Source organism: Bradyrhizobium sp. Leo78 (assembly GCF_059512425.1).
In genome coordinates this window covers 1-17541 of record NZ_JCAMOT010000029.1, presented here as the reverse complement: position 1 = coordinate 17541, position 17541 = coordinate 1, and the positions used below count along the sequence as shown (strand labels likewise).

Genomic DNA, 17541 nt, shown 5'->3' with positions numbered 1-17541 from the left:
GCGGCCCGCACCGCCGTTCATTCACTCTTGTGGCTGTCCAAGACTGAGCTTTGCATGCCGCATCGCCCTTGTCCGCGAGTGCTTTCCTGGAAGCGATACCACAGGAAGCGACCAAGCCGCCGCAATGTCGGAATCGCCAGCATGGCTTTGATGCTCATACGGCCCGCAAACGAAAAGCGGTCCAGGTACGATCGATCATAGGCGGGCACTTCCGCAATGAACTTCATTCGCGGCACCATCCTTTCCAGGTCATGCGGATCGTCGATGCCCCAATGAAGTGTCGCGCCCGTCGCCCTGACCGAGGGCTGTCGCTGGACGAACCAGACGCCAAGCCGGCTGAAGGCATCGAATGCCATCTCGCCGGTGGGAAATCGTTCAACAATGGCGCTGAAAAGTCGCTGTACTTCGTCGTTTCGGAGATACATGACGAGGCCCTCGGCCACGACCATGACCGGTCGATCCGCCGGCACCCGTTCGAGCCAGGCCGGCTCGATAACGGACGAGCCGACTAGCTCGCAGCCGAAGCGGTCCGGATAGAGGCGTTGCCGGAGAGCGATGACCTCCGGGTAGTCGACGTCGAACCAGCGCACGCCTGTTGGCGGATCGATACGGAACACGCGCGTATCAAGACCGCATCCAAGATGAAGGACGCAGCCCTCGGGATGCGAGGCAATGAATGTCCGGACCCAATCATCGAGCGTCTTGGCTCTGATCGCGATACCGACCATCATGTCGCCGGTGACTTTCAGCCTGCCGAAATCATAGTCGATCCGCCTGACGGCATCGGCGGCGAAGCTGTCCGACAGAAGGGTATCCGGAAGTTGGCTCTCTCCAGCCTTCGCGAAGAGCGTGATGAGAAGCGTTTCCTTTTCCTTCGTGAGGCTGATTTTGCCCGACTCCATCTATGCGAATTCCTTCGTCCTCGCAGCTGCTGCTTCCAGGGACATGAGTGCATGCACTCGCGAGTCCTGCATCCCGCACCAGACCATCGGTCTACCATACCGACTGACGGTCTATTTTCAAGATGCAATCATTGGGCGATCCGCGATTGCCTCAATTAGACCGATAGTCTACCATACCGACCGATGGTCTTTCGTCGCAGTGGAAAGCTGAATGCCGCGAGTGATCAAGCACCCGGATGTACGCAGGTCGGAAATCCTGGATTGGGCGCAGCGTGTTTTTCTGTCGCGCGGCTACGATCATGCGAGCCTCAACGAGGTGATCGCCGAGGCCGGCCTCTCCAAGGGCGCGTTCTATCATTACTATTCCTCGAAGGAGCAGCTCCTCGAAGCGCTCGCAGGCCGCTTCGCCCAAGGTGCCTATGAAGCGGTGCGCGGTGTGCTGCAGGATGCCAGTCTCGATCCCCTGGCGCGCCTGGTGGCCTTCGTTGACAGATCATGGAACCACAAGATCGAGCCCGCGCCGGTCCAGTGGCGGCTGTTCGAGACCTTCTATCGACCAGAAAACCTGGTTCTGTATCAGCGCGTCACGCTTGCATCGTCCGCCCTGTTTAGGCCAGCTCTTACGCAGCTCATCGCCGACGGCGTCGCCCGGGGCGTCTTCGATACGTTCGATGCGGAGAGTGTAGCCGACCTGCTCTTGAATCTTCCCGCGAGCACCTATCCCATTCTTGCCGAGATCATTGCGTCGCCTCCAAAAGGCCGAACGGACGAACTGGTCGATATGCTCGATCGTCGCCTGCGCTTGTACGGAATCGCCATCGATCGCGTTCTCGGTCTGCCGGACGGAAGCGTGCCACTCGCCAACATTCGGCATCTGCGAACGCTCGTCGACGCTCGAGACCGCCGCGACAATCCTTCGCCAAATCCAGTATCGTAAGAGCGAAGACGTTGCCCGGCTGTTCAATCTAGTCAGCAGCAACGAGGGCATGGCTGCAGGCTTATGGTGGCTCCGGGAAGAGCGATCCAACGAACGCAGTTCGAAGCTGATTTTGACAGTTCTTCAAAGAACGCGAGCTGAAATGCTTGATTGTCTCGATGTTTCCGGGCGGGACGCGGGAGAAGTCCGTTGAGCGGAGGCAGCAAAGGATGTTTGACGATCCTTGTGGCCGCAGCGGCAATCATAGCAATAGGCTGGTGGGCATTTAGCGGCGAGACAACCACACTTAGATCTCGGCTCACGCTTGTGGTGGAAACTCCGGAAGGTGAGCAATCTGGTTCGGGCGTGAGTCAATTGACTATCCTCGCCCCGGGCCCTGGAACAGGGCAATCGGGTTTTCTTCCTTGAGCAGGGTGGGGGAAGAAGGCGAGGCCGTGGCCGTTGATCTGAAAAGTTTCGCGGCGAGACAGGCAAGGGAGTATGGTCGAAGGACGACTACACGGCCTATCTCGAGGAGTTGAACCGACGCAAACCTAAGGGGGAGCTGTCGTTCGCGCAGCTGCCGGTGCTGGTGCGATTTCGCGATCTGTCCGATCCGAGCAGCGTGGTCCAGGTGAATCCATCAGATCTGGCCGCGAGTTTCGGCCCTGGGGTGAGACTCCAGCGTGCATTTGTCGAAATCACTGATGACCCACCAGCGACGGGAATCGAAGCTCGGCTGCCATGGCTGGCCCGTACCAGGTCTTCGCCAAGCCTATTCCCACGGCCGCCGGGGCCCCAACTGTTGTCTGAAGCTTCCACAGTGGAGCTGCTCAGTTTCGACGCTTTCCGGAGAAAATTTCCAGGACCGACGATCTCGTTATGTATGCCATCATGGCGATGGACGCATGCAATCGCGGGTACAGCGCACAGCATCATCTAATATCGCCTGTAAGACAAGCGGATGATCGAGGATGATCGACCGATCATAGTTTACTGTAGGTTGTCGCATCGAGCGTCTTTTTTGTACTTTTCTCTGACCCAGCTATTGGGACTCGACCAGGTTAAGCTCTACGACGGATCCTGGACGGAATGGGGAAGCCTTGTCGGATACCCGATTGAAATCGATTGAGACTGGCGCCGCCCTTTTTTTGGTCAGGCTGGAATCGGATCTTTCCATCCATATCGCCCGGCTAGGGGTGAGGAGAGTTTCATGAAGGCATCGAAGTTCAAAGGAGTCGGATCAGCTTCGTGCTGAAGCGGACGGACGATGGCACGGCCGTCGGAGAGGTGTACCGGAAGGGGGCAAGCAGGCGACGTTCCACGACTGCCGCTTGCGCTATGATGACTTCCGCACTCAAGCGCCTTGGAAGAGGAGAACGCCGGGCTGAAGCGGATCGTGCTGGCCTCTCGCTCGACGAGGCGATGCCTGCAGGAGACGATGTCAAGAAAGAAGGCGCTCGCGACACTCACCTGCGAGTGCTTATTTCCTCAGGAAGGAGTTGGAGTCCGGCCCGAGGATGGACGGACAGATCAAGCGAGCCGGATTTTCACGGAGAGCAGATTATTGGGATATGGAGGGAGCATGGGGCTGCTGCGAACAGCGTGGACTTGGCTCACAAGCATGGGTCTCCGAGGCGACGATCTGTAATCGAAAGGCCGGACTCGGCGGCATGGACGTTTTGAGGCGAAGCAGCTGAGGCCCTTGGAAGAGGAGAACGTGGAACGAAGGAGCGTCTGGCCGCAGATGCGTAGCCGCCGTTCGCGAACTCCTTTTAAAAGAATGGTAGGGCCCATGGTCAAGCGCGCTGCGGTGGCGCATCCGGAGGCCGTCATCAGCCTATCAGAGTGGCGGGGTCTTTGAAGCGCGTAGCGGATTATTGAGCGAAGCGGCAAATAGGTGTCGTGCGGGCACCGAGAGCACCTCGTGCAAGACAAAGTCTGAATAACGTATAACATTCGGTATTGACTTTCGGCAGTTCCGATGGTGCTCTGTTGGGCAGCGACCGCGACCGGCATGGTGTGCAATGAGCTTTATCCTCTACGAAAACAAAGTGTCGACCTGTTCGCAAAAGGTGCGGCTGACATTCGCCGAAAAAGCCATCTCCTATGAAAGCCGACAGATCGATTGGAATAAGTGGGAGCATCTTTCTGACTGGTACCTCAAGCTCAACCCGAATGGCGTCGTCCCGACCCTGGTTCACGATGGGCGGGCCATCATCGAATCGTCGGTGATTTGCGAGTATCTTGATGAGATCCATCCTAAGCCGAGTTTGGGGCCATCCGATCCAGTCGGCCGGGCCGAAATGCGCGCCTGGATGAGATATTTCGAGGAGGTGCCGACCGCTGCCATTCGAGCGCCTTCGTACAACGCTGTCTGGGTAAAGACGCTCAAGAGCGGACAATCTCGCGAAAAGTTCGATGAAATGACCGAGAAGATGCCGTTGCGAAAGCACTTCTATCGGCAGATGACAGATAATGGATTCTCGGACGAGCGAATTGCCGAATCGAAAGAGCGATTGAGGAAAACGCTGGAACGAATCTCCGCCGCCGTCGAGACGACATGCGCATTCATTCTCGGCAAAGAGTTGTCCCTTGCGGATATTCTGGTCATCCCATGCATCGTGCGAATGGACGATCTTGGCCTTGCCGAATTGTGGTCCGATCTGCCGGCCGTCGACGAATGGTACCAGCGGGTGAAGAGCCGGCCATCGTTTGGTATCGCCTATGCCCCGGGGGCTAGGCTGGATCCGGACACATATGTCAGGCAAGTGCTTCAGGAGCGCTGATCGGCAGTCGAGACGTGATGGAGGACTGGTGTGCCTTTCGCGATGGCTCCGGACGGGGCAGAACTCTATTGGGAGCGCCACGGCGCAGGGCCTGTGCTCGTCCTCGCCGCCGGTCTGGGAGGAGTAGGCAGTTACTGGAACGTCAATCTGGCGGAGTTGTCTTGCCACTATTCGACTTATGTCTTCGATCAGCGGGGGACAGGTCGTTCCTCGCCGGTCGCGGTTCGATCCGTCGAGGAAGTGGCGACCGACCTTATTGCGATCCTGGACCATGCTGGTGTCGAGCGCGCGCATATCGTGGGGCACTCGACCGGTGGCGCTATCGCCGTTTCAGCCGCGCTGGATTTTCCAGAACGGATCAATTCCCTCGTGATCTATGCGAGCACCACGTGCGGGGATCCGTACCGGCAGAAGTTGCTGAACCTGCGGGCCGAAATACTGAAAAATCTTGGTGTCGAAGCTTATGCTAGCCTAAGTTCCCTGTTGTTGTATCCGCCGTACTGGATCAATACTCATGCGAAGGCGATTTCGGCCGCCGAAGCCAACGTACGAGCCCAGCTTGGTCCTCCGGAAGTCCAAGCGAGTCGGCTTCGGGCAATCTTGAATTTCGATCGACGTCACGAGCTCGGTCGACTTTCGTTGCCGGTATTGGTGCTCTGTGCCGATGACGACATCCTCACGCCGCGCTATTTCTCGGAAGAATACGCCCGGCTGATCCCGGGTGCGAGAGCCCACTGGGAGCCTAGGGGAGGGCACGCGCTGTCGCAAACCGAGCCGTCGAGGTTCTCGTCCGCGGTGCTAACATTCCTGAGGGATGTCGACCGACCGGCATGATCAGGGGAGCTTGCCGATCTGTCGGGATTCGTTCGCGGTCTCGATCCGATCGATGAAGTTCCGGACGACGCGATTGAATTCATCCGGTCGTGTCATGGACAAGGCGTGTCCTCCGTGCGGAATGATGATGCATTCCGAGTTCGGAATCCTGTCGGCCAGCGCGCGGGAGAAATACGCCGGCGTCAGGACATCGTCCGCGACGCCGAGCACGAAGGTCGGAATTGAAATTCTTGAAAGCTCCGCCTGCCTATCAAAAGCGAGTATGCCGTCGATCCGGCTCGCTGCGATTTCGACCAGAGGGAAATCCGAAGCAGTCCGTCGGTCGGCCAGTTGGAGCCGATCCGACTCGTTGTTCACGTACCACGCTGGAAACAGAAAGATCGCGCTCGCCTTTACATAGGCCTCAACGCCCGCCGTGAGCGCCAATGTTCTTCTGGTTTCCAGGATGCGGGTCATGAAGGGGTCGGCCTTCGTCCATGTGGCGTACAGCACAAGGCTCAAGAGCCGATCCGGATGATCAAGCGCCAGGCACTGGGCCATCGCTCCGCCTGTGGAGTGACCAACGACGTGGGCCTTCTCGATTCCGAGACGGTCCATTAATCGCAACAGGTCCGACGTCATCTGATCCACGGAATAATTGATCCGCGACTGCGTGCTGCGGCCGGTCCCGCGGTGATCATGGGTGATCACGCGGTACTGCGCGGAGAAGGCGTCCACGTTCGGGGTCCAATAGCTACCGACCCCGCCAAGCCCCGGGACAAGCAGAAGCGGCGTTCCCGCTCCCGACTCCTCGTAAAAGATATCGACGCCGTCCTCGATGCTTACAAAAGGCATGCGACTCAACTCCATGCGTGGCTGCGTGCTTGTGGATGAAATCACGGGCGGACGACAATGTCACATTAAACGAACAATATTCGTTATTGACATGCGGATGAAAAATGCCTTTGATCCGGTAAGTACGATCCGTCACTCCAGGAGCAACGCACCATGTCAGGCGAACAAATCAACCCAGCCGAGCTTTCATTCCTGTTTCGCCAGGAACTTGAGCTCTGTCGGGTAAAACCCGGTTCACAGGTGGTCCTGGTCACCGATTTGACCACGCGGGCTGATTATGTGCAGGCGGCATTTGCCGCGGCTGATGAGATTGGAGCCAAGATTTTCGAGGTGAAGATTTCGGCGCCCTTCAACCCCAACATGATCGCAAGCCAAGGGGGAGGCGACACGATCTCTGGCCTACCTGGTGCGATCCAGGCGATCCATTCGGCCGATCTTGTGCTGGTCTTCCACGTCGCGCTGGGCTCCCACTGGATGCAGGAAGCGCGGAGGAAGGGCACGAGATTTCTTCTCGTCATTGATGGCCCCGATGAGCTCAAGCGTCTGATGTCGCCGCCTGGCTTGAAGGAAGCGATTCTCTATGCGCGCGATCTTTGCAGACGCTCCAAGGAATTGCGCGTCACGAGTGCGGCCGGGACCGATTTTGTCGCGAAGCTCGGCGAACTCGATACCGTTTGCCAATATGGTTATGCCGACGAGCCGGGTTGTGTCGATACCTGGGGTGGAGCGCACTTCTCGACCTGGCCGAATCCTGGCTCCTCGGAAGGCACGGTTGTCCTTAGGCCGGGCGACGCCTGGATACTTCCCTATGTGCGCTACTTCGAGGGTGAGGTTCGGCTGACGATCGAAAAGGGCCACATTCGCAAGATCGACGGTAGCGGCAGCGACGCGCGGCTGATGCGTCAATTCATGAAGGAGCACCAGACGTCGGTGGACGATCTGCGGCCGTACGCCGTCTCGCATCTCGGCTGGGGTCTCAATCCGAACTCATATCTGGATCAGATCGCCCTGCACGGCCATTCGATCAACCGGATCGCCAGCCATACACGCGCCTGGCCGGGAGTATTTCTGTTCTCGACTGGACCCGATGATCAGGGCGGAGGCAAGAACAACACGCCAGCCCACCTTGACCTGCCGATGTTCGATTGTACCGTGGCTTTCGACGGCCGCGTCGTGATCAAGGACGGTGAGGTCATTGATGAGAAGATGCTTGTCAAGCCGAAGGACGGCTCGCGGCTTGCAGCATAAGCGCAGCAACATGAGCTGGACGCCCCTCATTCCCGCCGGCTCGTCGGCGCCCGTTGCTCCCTATTCCTTCGGCGCGAAATGCGCCGAAGGTTGGATCTATACCGCTGGGATCGTCGCGATTGACGAGAAGGGCGCAACTATCGGGGCCGGGGATATCAAAGCGCAGACTCGCGCCGTGCTCTCCACCATCGAAGGCATCCTGATATCCGCGGGAGCCTCAATCAGGGACATCGTCAGCATGCAGATATTCATTAGGGATTACGGCGACTACGCCGCCATGAACGAGGTCTATCGGGAAATCTTCCAGCTCGCTGGCGCAGCGTTTCCGCCGCGATATTGCATTCGCGCGGATCTTGTGAAACCCGATTGGCTGATCGAAATGGCTGCAACTGCCCATATAGGCTGACCTCGTGCGGATCGAAGACTATCCAGATCAGGAGCCATTGACCGACTTCGGTCGCTCCTATCGCGACGAATGCCTGCGGTTGAGCTGGGGCATCGAAGGTCAGGAACATGCCTATGGTTCGGTCGATCCGAGCCAGGCTTTGCTCGTTTTTCCCTGCCGAAAGCCGAAAGGGCCGGTTCTCGTTTTTCTCCATGGAGGAGGCTGGACCAACGGCTATAAAGAGGCGATGGCGTTCCTGGCGCCGCCGCTGAATGACAGGGGAATTACGCTGGTCAGCGCCGGGTATCGTCTTGCCCCCAAACACACGTTCCCGGCAAATACCGACGACGTGGCCGATGTCGTGGCAGCCGTCTACGGCCTGGCGGCCCGATATGGCTACGCCAGGGGGAGCCTCTTCTTGGGCGGCCACTCGGCAGGCGGTCACCTCGCAAGTCATCTGGCGGTGCGGAGCGATTGGGCGTCGGCGCGTGGATTGCCGCCGGATGTCGTCAAGGGATGCTTACCGATTTCCGGGAGCTATGACTTCACGCCCGGCTCTGGATTTTCCGTGCGTCCGCGCTTTCTAGGTCCCGTAACCGATTTGAATGAAGTAAGAGCAAGCCCGCTTTTCTGCGTCCAGCCCTCGCAGACACCATTTTTCATTTCCTTTGGTGCCAACGATTTCCCGCACTTAATCCAGCAAGCCCAAAAGTTCGCGATGGTTCTCCGTCACAACGGTTATCCCGTCGATGTCCTGGAAATCCCGGAAGAGGACCATCTCGGCGTGGCCTATGCTGCGGCGCGGGAAGACAAGCCATGGCTCGAAGCGGCAACCGCCTGGATCAGCCGGCTGACACGGGCCTAGCTACCGACCTTTGTTTTCACGGTCCTCGGGAATTTTCTTTGCGTTGCGGTTTACCCCTTTGATGCCGGCCGGCGGAGGATCAGGGTCCTCTCACTGCTTTGCTTGACCTGCGCGAGCTCGCTGGCGCGACCAACCTGATGCTCGCCGGCCCCGGCGCGCACGGGCATCATTACCGCTACCGCATTGATAGCAGCGCACCTCGACGGCCGCTCTGTCACACTATTCGACATGACGGACCTCGCCCAGAACAACGGCGCCGTCCATAGCCATGGCCGCGTCGCCGACTTGCCAGAGGCAATCCTGACGCCGCGGTCGGGCATGGCGAGACGACCAGGCCGCTAACTTCGTTCTGGTGGCGGCGGTCGGCAATGAAACCGCTGCAATCTTGGCGCCCAGCCGGTCGCGTGCGGTGGTCAACACAGAATTGACTGCGAAAGCTGGGTCCAGTCCAACCGCGACCCCAGCATCGACGGGCGCGCGATGCTCGATCGCCTTGGTGCGCTGACCGATCGAGGAGGGATCGTGCAGGTGGAGGGCAACTTCGCTTCCGGCCAAGCTGATGGGCGACGCCATACTGATGACGTCACTGCTGCTGGATGCCGCAGCGCAGCAGGGACTCCTAGCGACGAGGGTCCCGCTCGTGGAAGCTGCTATCTTCTCGTTCCATTAGCTTGCGGCCGTAGGTCCGCATCCACTCTGCAAGAGCCTCGAGCGATGTGATCAGCTCTTGGGCAACTACGACGCCTCATACTCCACACGCGGAGGAACCTCGCCGTAGATCGTACGACGAACCACGCCACGCGCTTCAAGATGAAGTAAGTGCTTGGTGAGCTCCTTCTGGGTAATCGGGTGCGCGGCGCGCTGGAGTTCACGAAAGCGGATCGGGCCGCCGCTGATGATCAGCCTGTACAGAATCGGGATCGCGCATTTGCCTGAAAGCAGATTGACGAAGGCGGCCAACGGGCAATCAGGCCGGTTGCGTAGCGCCTTCGGCTCTCGCTTGGTCACTGATGGCTCCTCGTGCGCGCTGGTATGCAAAAGGTGCCTACTTCCCTTTTCATACTATGCCGATCTAGCTGTTGTCTTGAGCCAACTACAAGAGGACGACATGAGCGATCTGCTTCCCGACGAGGTGCTTGACCGGGTGTTTCGGAAGGCGCGCACCTTCAATAGCTATATCAATCGACCGGTGACGGACGACACGATTCGCCAGTTCTACGACCTGCTGAAATGGGGCCCACCTCGACAAACCAGCAGCCGCTTAGCGTCGTCTGGTGCGTGAGCGGAGGGGCCAGAGAGCGGCTCGCTGCGCTCTGCTATCCTGGCAACGCCGAAAAGGTCCGCGCATCTCCCGCGGCCGCCGTGCTCGGAATGGAACTCGATTTCGTTCGCCATCTTACCCGCCTATTCCCCCACACGGACGCTCGAAGCTGGTACGGCGATCAGCGCCTGATCACCGAATCGGCGTTCCGCAATTCAACATTGCAGGCTGCATATCTGATCAACGCTGCGCGGCTGATTGGCCTGGACTCGAACCCAATGTCCGGCTTCGACGAGGACGGCGTCAACCAGGCCTTCTTCGCCGGCACGACCGTGCGCGTGAACTTCATCACGACACTGGGTTACGGCGATCCCACCACGCTTTACCCCAGGGCGCCCCGGCTCGAATTCGAGGAGGCGAACACGTTGCTCTAAGCCGATAACAGAAAACGCGCGCAACCGTGCCATGCCTCCGGTGAACCGATTACTTGAGGTCTTAGCATGATCTGACGCGCACCCTCGATCGAGCGATCTTGTCGAGCGCACCTTTGGTCGCGGGAAGTGAATAGCTCGAAATTGGCTGGCGGGCTCACGGCCAAAACCTGCCCTTGCCTACGCTCCTTCCGAATTTTCTCTCGCCTTGCGCGACTGAGCGACGTCGAGCTTCCAACAGCGGATGGCGACTCCGACCTCTTCCTGAAGGGAGCGGCGTCCCTGTCCGCGACCAAGATCCGCGTGTCACGAGGGCGCTCGAAGATGGAGAGTGCGTTCGAGCAGCTTTACGGCACAGGTGACGAGGGTCGGTCCCTCGGACTCGGATTGCAGGATCACGGTCCAAACCACCGCAAGCCGCGCCAGCACAATCGCCGGGGTAGTGAGCGTGGTGTGTTGCGGGAGGCGAACACGAACGCAAGTGAACCGCTGACGACGTATCGCAGGGGCCAACATATTTGCGCGGCGCGGTCCCAATTGCAATCTCTAGTAGGGAACGTGGGAACTCTCCAAGGGAGAAACCGAATCAACCAAGGAAGTACGATGTGGGCCACAAGGCGGGTAGGTTCGTAGTCGCGATCAAGCCCAGTAATCCGGTCGATGTGCTGGAGGTCCCGCAAGAGGACCGTCTCGGCAAGGCCTATGCTGCTTCGCGGGAAGACAAGCCATGACTCGAAAGCGGCAACCGCCTCGACCAACCGGTTGACACGAATCCAGCTATATCAGCCGACCTTTGCTTTCACAGCCTTCGGGAATTTTCTTTGCGTTGCGGCTTGTGCCTTTGATGCTGGTCGGCCAAGGATCAGGTCGCAGACAACTTCGACTGAGGCATCGACGCGGGACGTGTTCGGATTGAGATGTCCGTTGATCACGAACCCGTCGAAAGCCATGACAGCCAGGTGCGCGATCGAGCTGGTATCCACCATCTGTCGTCGTTCGTCATCGATGCAGTTCGAGATCAGAGTCTCGATGCGCTCTCGCATATGCGTCAAAACAATGGGCCGGTAACCCTCATCGGTTGTCGATACTGCAATAGCCTGGATGAAGTTGTTGAAGAACGAATTACGCTCGAATGGAATATCCCGCCACAAGCGCCCAAGTGCGTGAGCCAGCCGCTTGCGAGGATCGCGAATGCTTCGGGCTTCGGCCTCGATCTGGGCGATGCGCTCGCCGATCCAGGGCTCGAAAATCGCAAAAGCGATATCGAGCTTCGAAGGGAAATAGACGTAGATGTTGGCAGTAGATAGCCGCGCTCGCGCCGCGATCTGCCCCATTGTTGCTCCGACGTAACTCCGCTCCTCAAATAGCCTCGACGCGGCGTCAAGGATACGGGCTTTCACTGCTTCTTTTTTGACCTGTGCCATCTTAAAAATGATCATCGTTCGTTATTGACAACCGAATGACGTTCGGTATCGTTACGACCATACCAGATATGCGCTGACCGGCGCATCTCTCTTCACCTCCTAATGTGGATAGGTCCGGTGCAAAAGACGGCGAGGGAAACGACCATCGACAACCGCGCGCTTGATGTCGGGGCGCAACACATCGTTTCGCTGGAGCGGATTAGCAAGCGCTTCGGTGCGACGCCCGCGCTGAGGAGTGTGTCGTTGCAAATCCGGGCAGGAGAGGGCGTCGCGCTGCTCGGTGAAAACGGAGCCGGTAAGTCGACGCTGATCAAGATCCTCGGAGGCGTGTATCAGCCGGATGATGGTATCATCCGTGTTGGCGGGACGCCTCGTCGGTTTGCTGCGCCGGTGGAAGCATTGCACGCCGGAATCGTGGTGATTCCTCAGGAATTGCAGATCGCTCAGCATCGATCCGTCGCAGAGAACATTTCGCTCGGTGATCTTCCCTACCGTTCGGCGGGAGGATTCCTTCGGGTGCTGGACAGGCGGCGACTTGATACGGTCGCGACATCTGTCCTGGAGCGGCTTGGCAGCCGGATTGATCCTTCGAGACGCGCGGGGACGCTGACTTTCGCGGAGCGGCAGCTCATTGTAATCGCGCGCGCTCTCACGAATCGCGCCCGTGTCCTGGTTCTCGATGAACCGACAGCTTCATTGGGAGACAAGGATAGCGAGCGCCTCTTCGATGTTCTAGATGCTCTGAAGCGAAATGGCGTTGCGATCATCTACATCACGCACCGCCTCCCGGAAGTGCGGCGGATTGCCGCACGCTGTGTCGTGCTCCGCGACGGCGCCGTGGTTGGCACTTTTTGTAATCAAGGGTTCAACGACAACGCCGTTACATCCCTGATGACCGGCGGCTCTTCGATCGGAGAGATCCATCGACCAAAGCCGGCCGAGGCGGGCAGGGCTATCGTCGCAACCCTGGGTCATTCGGAGGTCACAGTAAGCCGGGGAGAAATCGTCGGGCTTGCCGGATTAATTGGCAGCGGTGCGACACGGCTGGTCCGCGGCCTGTTCGGAATTGGCGAGCCGACGAAGATTACTAGCTCGAATCAGAGGGCGACAGAAATTGTCAATCCTCGCGCTGCATTAGCTGCGGGCCTCGGCTTCGTACCGGGCGAGCGCGGACTGGTTGCCTTTCCAAATCTCACCGTCGCGGAAAATATCGTCCTCCCCCATCTCGCGCGATACTCGAGCCCGCTTTGGCTTCACGGCGCAAGAATAGATGCTGTCGTCAGAAGCCTGATGCGGAAGCTGGATGTCCGGCCAGACAATCCGCACGCCCTAATGCGGTCCTTGTCCGGGGGAAATCAGCAGAAAGTGCTTTTCGCCAGATGCCTGCTTCGCGAACTGAATGCCCTGGTCCTTGATGACCCGACAGCCGGTATCGACGTGGCGGCCAAGGCCAGAATCCACCAGGTCATAGCCGACTTCACCTCCGCGGGCGGAAGTGCCTTCTTGTCTTCGACCGATATGCCGGAGCTTCTCGGACTTTGCGACCGAATTCTGGCCGTACGAAAAGGGCGGATCGTGTCTGAAATATCCAGTGCCAATGGCTTCGATGAGAATGCCATCCGTTCAGCCATGGGGAGTATTCAATGACTGATATAGCCGAGAAACAGCCGGAGGTTGCTCAGCGGACGCGGTTTGTGCGTCTCAATCTGCTCGACCATGTGCCGTTACTTGTGTTGATCGTAGGCTGCATCATTGCGACGCTCTTGAGTGACAGATTTGCCACGCCAGGCAATCTCACCAACGTACTTCTGCAAGCGTCGATCTTCTCAATACTTTCGATCGGAATGACGTTCGTCGTGATCACGGGCGGCTTCGACCTTTCGATCGGTTCGACGGCCGCCCTGGCCAGTTGTGTTGCCGCAATCGTCATGATCGAGACGAATGCCTGGCTTCTCGGCGTCTCCGCTGCCGTCGCGGTGGGCCTCGTTATCGGCTGCGTCAACGGGGCAATCATCTCGTATTTGAAGGTCAATCCCTTCATAACGACCCTGGGAACGATGGTTCTTGTACGCGGTGTCGCGCTGCTCATCACGGGCGGGGCACCCGTCGTTGGCGATGAAGGACTGCCTGCTTCGTTTCTAGCGTGGGGAACTGGACGCTTCCTAGGAATGCCGAACCTCGCATGGATCGCGATAATTCTGGTTCTTGCGTTCACCTGGACCCTGCACCGGACGCCATTCGGCGTGCGCGTGTTCGCGGTTGGCGACAATCGGCAAGCGGCTTTTCTCTCCGGGGTGTCCGTGCCGCGCATCCTGCTTGGGGCGTACTGCATCTGCGGAGCGCTCTCGGGTGCGGCGGGCGCCCTGCTCACCACACGATTGCAGTCTGGTCAGCCGACCGCCGGCGAATTCTATGAGTTGACTGTCATCGCAGCCGTCGTTCTCGGAGGCGCTTCGCTCAAGGGCGGCGAAGGCCACTTGCTCAAAAGCGTCATTGGCGTCCTCATCATGACGGTGCTCTCGAACGCGCTCAATCTGATCAACGTCGATTCGTATTGGCAGCGGCTGGCCATCGGCATCGTGATCGTCATAGCGGCCGCGATCGACCAGCTCCGACATCGAAACGTTTAATCTTTAGCCACGCGAAACAAACAAAGGGGAGGATTGGGATGCGTAAACAATGGTTGCTTGGTCTGGCGATGGCGGCTCTTCCGCTCGTTTCAGTCAACGCTTCTGACAAACTGACGATCGGCGTCTCGTTGGCGGACGATACGAACCCGTTCTATCTGGGTATCAAGCGCGGAATCGACGCACGGGCGAAGGAGCTCGGGGTGAAGGTCGTTTATGTCACGGCCAATGAAGTCGTCTCGCAGCAGGTCAACGGGCTTCAGGATCTCGTCGCCCGCAAGGTCGATGCCATCCTTGTATCTCCCGTCGATACCGTGGCCGTGGCCGGTCCTTACGAAATGGCCGGCAAGGCGGGTATTCCCGTGATCTCGATGGTGAGGTTCTCGCATTCGCCCTACGAGAAGCGTGCGGTCACGATGGACTGGAAGTCTCTTGGCAGCGAAATTGGCGCGTGGGTCGCCGAGAAGATCGAGGGCAAGGGCAAGATCGCGATGATCGACGGTCCTGCGGGCGCCGAGTTATTCAGGGACATCGCGAGCGGATTTCGGGATGCGATAATCAAGCATCCTGATATCAAGATCGTCTTTCAGAAAGACGTAGCGCTGACGCGCGAGGAGGGCCTGAAGCAGGCTGAGGATGCACTCTCGGCGAACCCTGATCTAGCGGCGATCTATGGCGGCAACGACGAGATTGCGCTTGGCGCCGCGCAGGCCGTCGCTTCAGCGGGCAAGACGGGGAAGGTTGTCATTTCCGGTTTGAACGGCGTTCCTCCAGCCATCCGAGCCGTGAAGGAAGGAACGCTCTCCGTTACCTACGACCTAGATGGACCGAATTGGGGCGCGGTCGCTCTCAATACGGCCGTTGCCTATGCGCAGGGCAAAGTGCCGACAGACGCCGAAGTCGCTATTCGTTCGAAACGGGTCGATCCGTCGAACGTAAATCAGTTCTTGCCGCAGCAGAAATAGGCGGCGGCTTCCACCCGACCTCTGCTTTCTAAAATTCCGAGAGTGACTGCCAACATTCATCAAAATGGGGGATACCAGATGTTTGCGCGTTTGACAGCTATTTTCGCAGCTTGTCTGTCGTGTGTTTCGATTGCTTCTGAAAGACCATCGTTTGCAGCTGATTTGCCTGTGAAGGCGAAGGCCGCACCGCAAGACCTTTCCTTCTTGTTGATCGATAACCGGCTGACATTCTCCTGGATGCCGAAGGGGACCGACCCAGGTGCTTTCTCCATCAAGCCCAACGGAAGCATCAACGGCACCACGGCCAAGCAGGTGTATTCTCTCACTCACTTCGACATCTGGCAATACGGCACCAATTTCTTGACGATCTCGATGTTCAAATCGGACCACAACGACCCCGCGAACCCTTGCACAAATGCGGGCATTATCCAGACCAGCTTTACAAGCCCGGCGGTGCCTGCTTCCTGCGCTGGTGCGACTGAAATATACGGGCTATTCCGCTCGACCTTCGGCTGGAACGAACTCTTCGGTACCAACGCCTTCACGGCTGGGCCGCTGCGCAACGTCTCGTTTGAAGTCGGTATGGATGCTGGTACCGAGAACACTTATCTCGCTCCTGCGAAGCGTGATGTCGTCGCGGGCCTCCAGTTTGCTTTCGATCTCCCTTACAAAGGTTACTTTAACGTAGCTCCGTTGTTTTACTGGGAGTTTGCCAATCAGAGCGGCTACACTCAGTGCGGCTCCGGGTTCGCAGGCACGATGCCAGGCGTCACCTGCTTGAGCGATGGCAACAGAAGTTTCGACCCGACCTGGGCTGTCGAGACCAACTACTACATGGATCTCGGCTTCCTGCCTGAAAGCATGCAGTTCTGGTCGATCAGCGGCCGCGCGGGATGGTACGGCAGGAAAGGCTACGAGAACAATCCGCTCCCTGGCACACCGACTGCGGTCGAGTTCAACTCAGAGCCTATCCGACTGACTTTCGACGCCGGCAAAGCCATCTGGGGTGCGAAGTATACGCACTTCGTCGACGTCTGGATCGCATACCGTTACTGGCAGAACAAGTTCGGCCTCGACCACGAGAAAAGTGCCGTATGCAACATCGCGCCGGGGGTCAGCAACAATTCCTGCACCGAATCTACTATTTACTCAGGAATCACGGTGAAATTCTAGCGCCTGAAATCCGTGTTGATAAGCATAATGGCGCCGCTGCGCGTTGCGGCGCCATTCTTTCTAGCCGTCGTAACTGAAACGGCGAGGAGACTCGGCCTCGCGTCGTCGTAGCGCTTCGCGGTGGGGCCACGGTAAGAACACTCGCGTATCTATGTTTGAAGAAAGACAGACTCTCCAGGTGATGCATCGCGCTTAGCGCCCCGCACCGTCAAGGAAACCAACGCGCCGCCAAGCTCGGCCGGCAGCATGTCCGTGACCGAACGCTTCCGCCGGCTGGTTTCGGACGAGTGGACCGAACTCGCGACTAAATTCCGCAATGCGGCTGTGCCGAAGGCGGCGGGGTAAAGCGCGATGGGAAAACACTGCTCGACAAGCTATGGGACACGCACGTCGTCGCCGATCTCGGCGAGGGCTGGTCCCTGCTTCATATCGACCGGCACCTCCTGCATGATCTATCGGGCACGGCGGGATTGTTCGCGTTGGCGCAGCGCGGGCTTGCGGTTGCTAATCCCGAACTTGCTTTTGCGATCCCCGATCATGCCGTTTCGACGGCCTTGGGCCGGAGCGGCACGACCTTCGAGCCGGGTGCGCGACTATGGGCGGGGCTGAAGGAACTCTCGCACAGGGCCGGCATCCGTTATTTCGAGCTCGGCGAAGTAGAGCAAGGCATCGTGCACATGATGGCGCCCGAGCTCGGGATCGCGCTGCCCGGCGTCTCGCTTGTTTGCGCCGACAGCCACACCTGCACGGATGGGGTGTTTGTGCCGAAAACCTCATTCGAGTTGATGACGTGGTGGAATCGCCTGAGCTGGCGGAATGATCGGGCTGTTTTGCTTCGTTCTTTCCGCCCTGGCCTCGCCATTCAAGTCGAAGTTGCGGCTTGAAGC

19 protein-coding genes are annotated in these 17541 nt (G+C 58.6%); 14 read left to right on the top strand and 5 right to left on the bottom strand.

What is annotated here, in order from left to right; all coding sequences use genetic code 11:
* Positions 1-17: 17 nt before the first annotated feature.
* Positions 18-902, bottom strand: coding sequence for a class I SAM-dependent methyltransferase (locus AC5ZG1_RS29680; RefSeq protein WP_496134899.1), 885 nt, complete (start codon positions 900-902; stop codon positions 18-20).
* A gap of 211 nt (positions 903-1113) precedes the next feature.
* On the opposite strand from AC5ZG1_RS29680, the gene AC5ZG1_RS29675 reads away from it, so the two are divergent.
* From AC5ZG1_RS29675 to AC5ZG1_RS29660, 4 genes are all read left to right on the top strand, one after another.
* Entirely contained in the window at positions 1114-1839 is a 726-nt protein-coding gene (locus tag AC5ZG1_RS29675) for a TetR/AcrR family transcriptional regulator (protein ID WP_496134898.1), read from the top strand.
* A gap of 943 nt (positions 1840-2782) precedes the next feature.
* A complete protein-coding gene (locus AC5ZG1_RS29670; protein WP_496134897.1) occupies positions 2783-2950 on the top strand; it encodes a rhodanese-like domain-containing protein in 168 nt (55 codons plus the stop codon).
* 895 nt (positions 2951-3845) lie between these two features.
* Positions 3846-4607: a glutathione S-transferase family protein gene (locus AC5ZG1_RS29665; RefSeq protein ID WP_496134896.1), complete on the top strand. Its 762-nt coding sequence runs from the start codon at positions 3846-3848 to the stop codon at positions 4605-4607.
* Between the two features lie 30 nt (positions 4608-4637).
* Positions 4638-5441, top strand: a complete 804-nt coding sequence (locus AC5ZG1_RS29660) for an alpha/beta fold hydrolase (RefSeq protein WP_496134895.1) — start codon at positions 4638-4640, stop codon at positions 5439-5441.
* On the opposite strand, the gene AC5ZG1_RS29655 is transcribed toward AC5ZG1_RS29660, so the two are convergent.
* Positions 5442-6275, bottom strand: coding sequence for an alpha/beta fold hydrolase (locus AC5ZG1_RS29655; protein WP_496134894.1), 834 nt, complete (start codon positions 6273-6275; stop codon positions 5442-5444).
* Between the two features lie 153 nt (positions 6276-6428).
* Here AC5ZG1_RS29655 and AC5ZG1_RS29650 point away from each other — a divergent pair, with 153 nt between their 5' ends.
* From AC5ZG1_RS29650 to AC5ZG1_RS29640, 3 genes are read left to right on the top strand one after another with little or no spacing between them, the layout of a single operon-like run.
* Positions 6429-7523 (top strand): 2,5-dihydroxypyridine 5,6-dioxygenase NicX family protein, encoded by a 1095-nt coding sequence (locus tag AC5ZG1_RS29650; RefSeq protein WP_496134893.1) that lies wholly within the window; start codon positions 6429-6431, stop codon positions 7521-7523.
* A gap of 10 nt (positions 7524-7533) precedes the next feature.
* The gene (locus AC5ZG1_RS29645) at positions 7534-7929 is read left to right on the top strand and encodes a Rid family hydrolase (RefSeq protein WP_496134892.1); all 396 of its coding nucleotides are present in this window, start codon (positions 7534-7536) and stop codon (positions 7927-7929) included.
* A 4-nt stretch (positions 7930-7933) separates the two neighbouring features.
* The gene (locus tag AC5ZG1_RS29640; protein WP_496134891.1) at positions 7934-8773 is read left to right on the top strand and encodes an alpha/beta hydrolase; all 840 of its coding nucleotides are present in this window, start codon (positions 7934-7936) and stop codon (positions 8771-8773) included.
* 219 nt (positions 8774-8992) lie between these two features.
* Here AC5ZG1_RS29640 and AC5ZG1_RS29635 read toward each other — a convergent pair whose 3' ends face one another.
* Complete coding sequence (locus AC5ZG1_RS29635) at positions 8993-9346, bottom strand: hypothetical protein (RefSeq protein WP_496134890.1); 354 nt, start codon at positions 9344-9346, stop codon at positions 8993-8995.
* A 162-nt stretch (positions 9347-9508) separates the two neighbouring features.
* The gene (locus tag AC5ZG1_RS29630; protein ID WP_496134889.1) at positions 9509-9781 is read right to left on the bottom strand and encodes a winged helix-turn-helix transcriptional regulator; all 273 of its coding nucleotides are present in this window, start codon (positions 9779-9781) and stop codon (positions 9509-9511) included.
* A gap of 100 nt (positions 9782-9881) precedes the next feature.
* Between AC5ZG1_RS29630 and AC5ZG1_RS29625 the strand changes: the two genes are divergently transcribed.
* The gene (locus AC5ZG1_RS29625) at positions 9882-10055 is read left to right on the top strand and encodes a hypothetical protein (RefSeq protein ID WP_496134888.1); all 174 of its coding nucleotides are present in this window, start codon (positions 9882-9884) and stop codon (positions 10053-10055) included.
* A complete protein-coding gene (locus tag AC5ZG1_RS29620) occupies positions 10004-10468 on the top strand; it encodes a malonic semialdehyde reductase (protein ID WP_496134887.1) in 465 nt (154 codons plus the stop codon). The genes AC5ZG1_RS29625 and AC5ZG1_RS29620 overlap by 52 nt, the downstream gene beginning before the upstream one ends.
* A gap of 779 nt (positions 10469-11247) precedes the next feature.
* Here the strand turns inward: AC5ZG1_RS29620 and AC5ZG1_RS29615 are convergent.
* Positions 11248-11889 carry a TetR/AcrR family transcriptional regulator gene (locus AC5ZG1_RS29615; RefSeq protein ID WP_496134886.1) on the bottom strand — a complete coding sequence of 214 codons (642 nt, stop codon included), beginning with the start codon at positions 11887-11889 and terminating at the stop codon, positions 11248-11250.
* A 117-nt stretch (positions 11890-12006) separates the two neighbouring features.
* Between AC5ZG1_RS29615 and AC5ZG1_RS29610 the strand changes: the two genes are divergently transcribed.
* From AC5ZG1_RS29610 to AC5ZG1_RS29590, 5 genes are all read left to right on the top strand, one after another.
* Positions 12007-13536: a sugar ABC transporter ATP-binding protein gene (locus AC5ZG1_RS29610; protein ID WP_496134885.1), complete on the top strand. Its 1530-nt coding sequence runs from the start codon at positions 12007-12009 to the stop codon at positions 13534-13536.
* Positions 13537-13733: 197 nt separating this feature from the next.
* Entirely contained in the window at positions 13734-14519 is a 786-nt protein-coding gene (locus AC5ZG1_RS29605; protein WP_496134884.1) for an ABC transporter permease, read from the top strand.
* Positions 14444-15481 carry a substrate-binding domain-containing protein gene (locus tag AC5ZG1_RS29600; RefSeq protein ID WP_496134883.1) on the top strand — a complete coding sequence of 346 codons (1038 nt, stop codon included), beginning with the start codon at positions 14444-14446 and terminating at the stop codon, positions 15479-15481. The genes AC5ZG1_RS29605 and AC5ZG1_RS29600 overlap by 76 nt, the downstream gene beginning before the upstream one ends.
* 78 nt (positions 15482-15559) lie before the next feature.
* Positions 15560-16654, top strand: a complete 1095-nt coding sequence (locus tag AC5ZG1_RS29595; protein WP_496134882.1) for a hypothetical protein — start codon at positions 15560-15562, stop codon at positions 16652-16654.
* A 308-nt stretch (positions 16655-16962) separates the two neighbouring features.
* Positions 16963-17538: an aconitase family protein gene (locus AC5ZG1_RS29590; protein ID WP_496134967.1), complete on the top strand. Its 576-nt coding sequence runs from the start codon at positions 16963-16965 to the stop codon at positions 17536-17538.
* Positions 17539-17541: the final 3 nt, after the last annotated feature.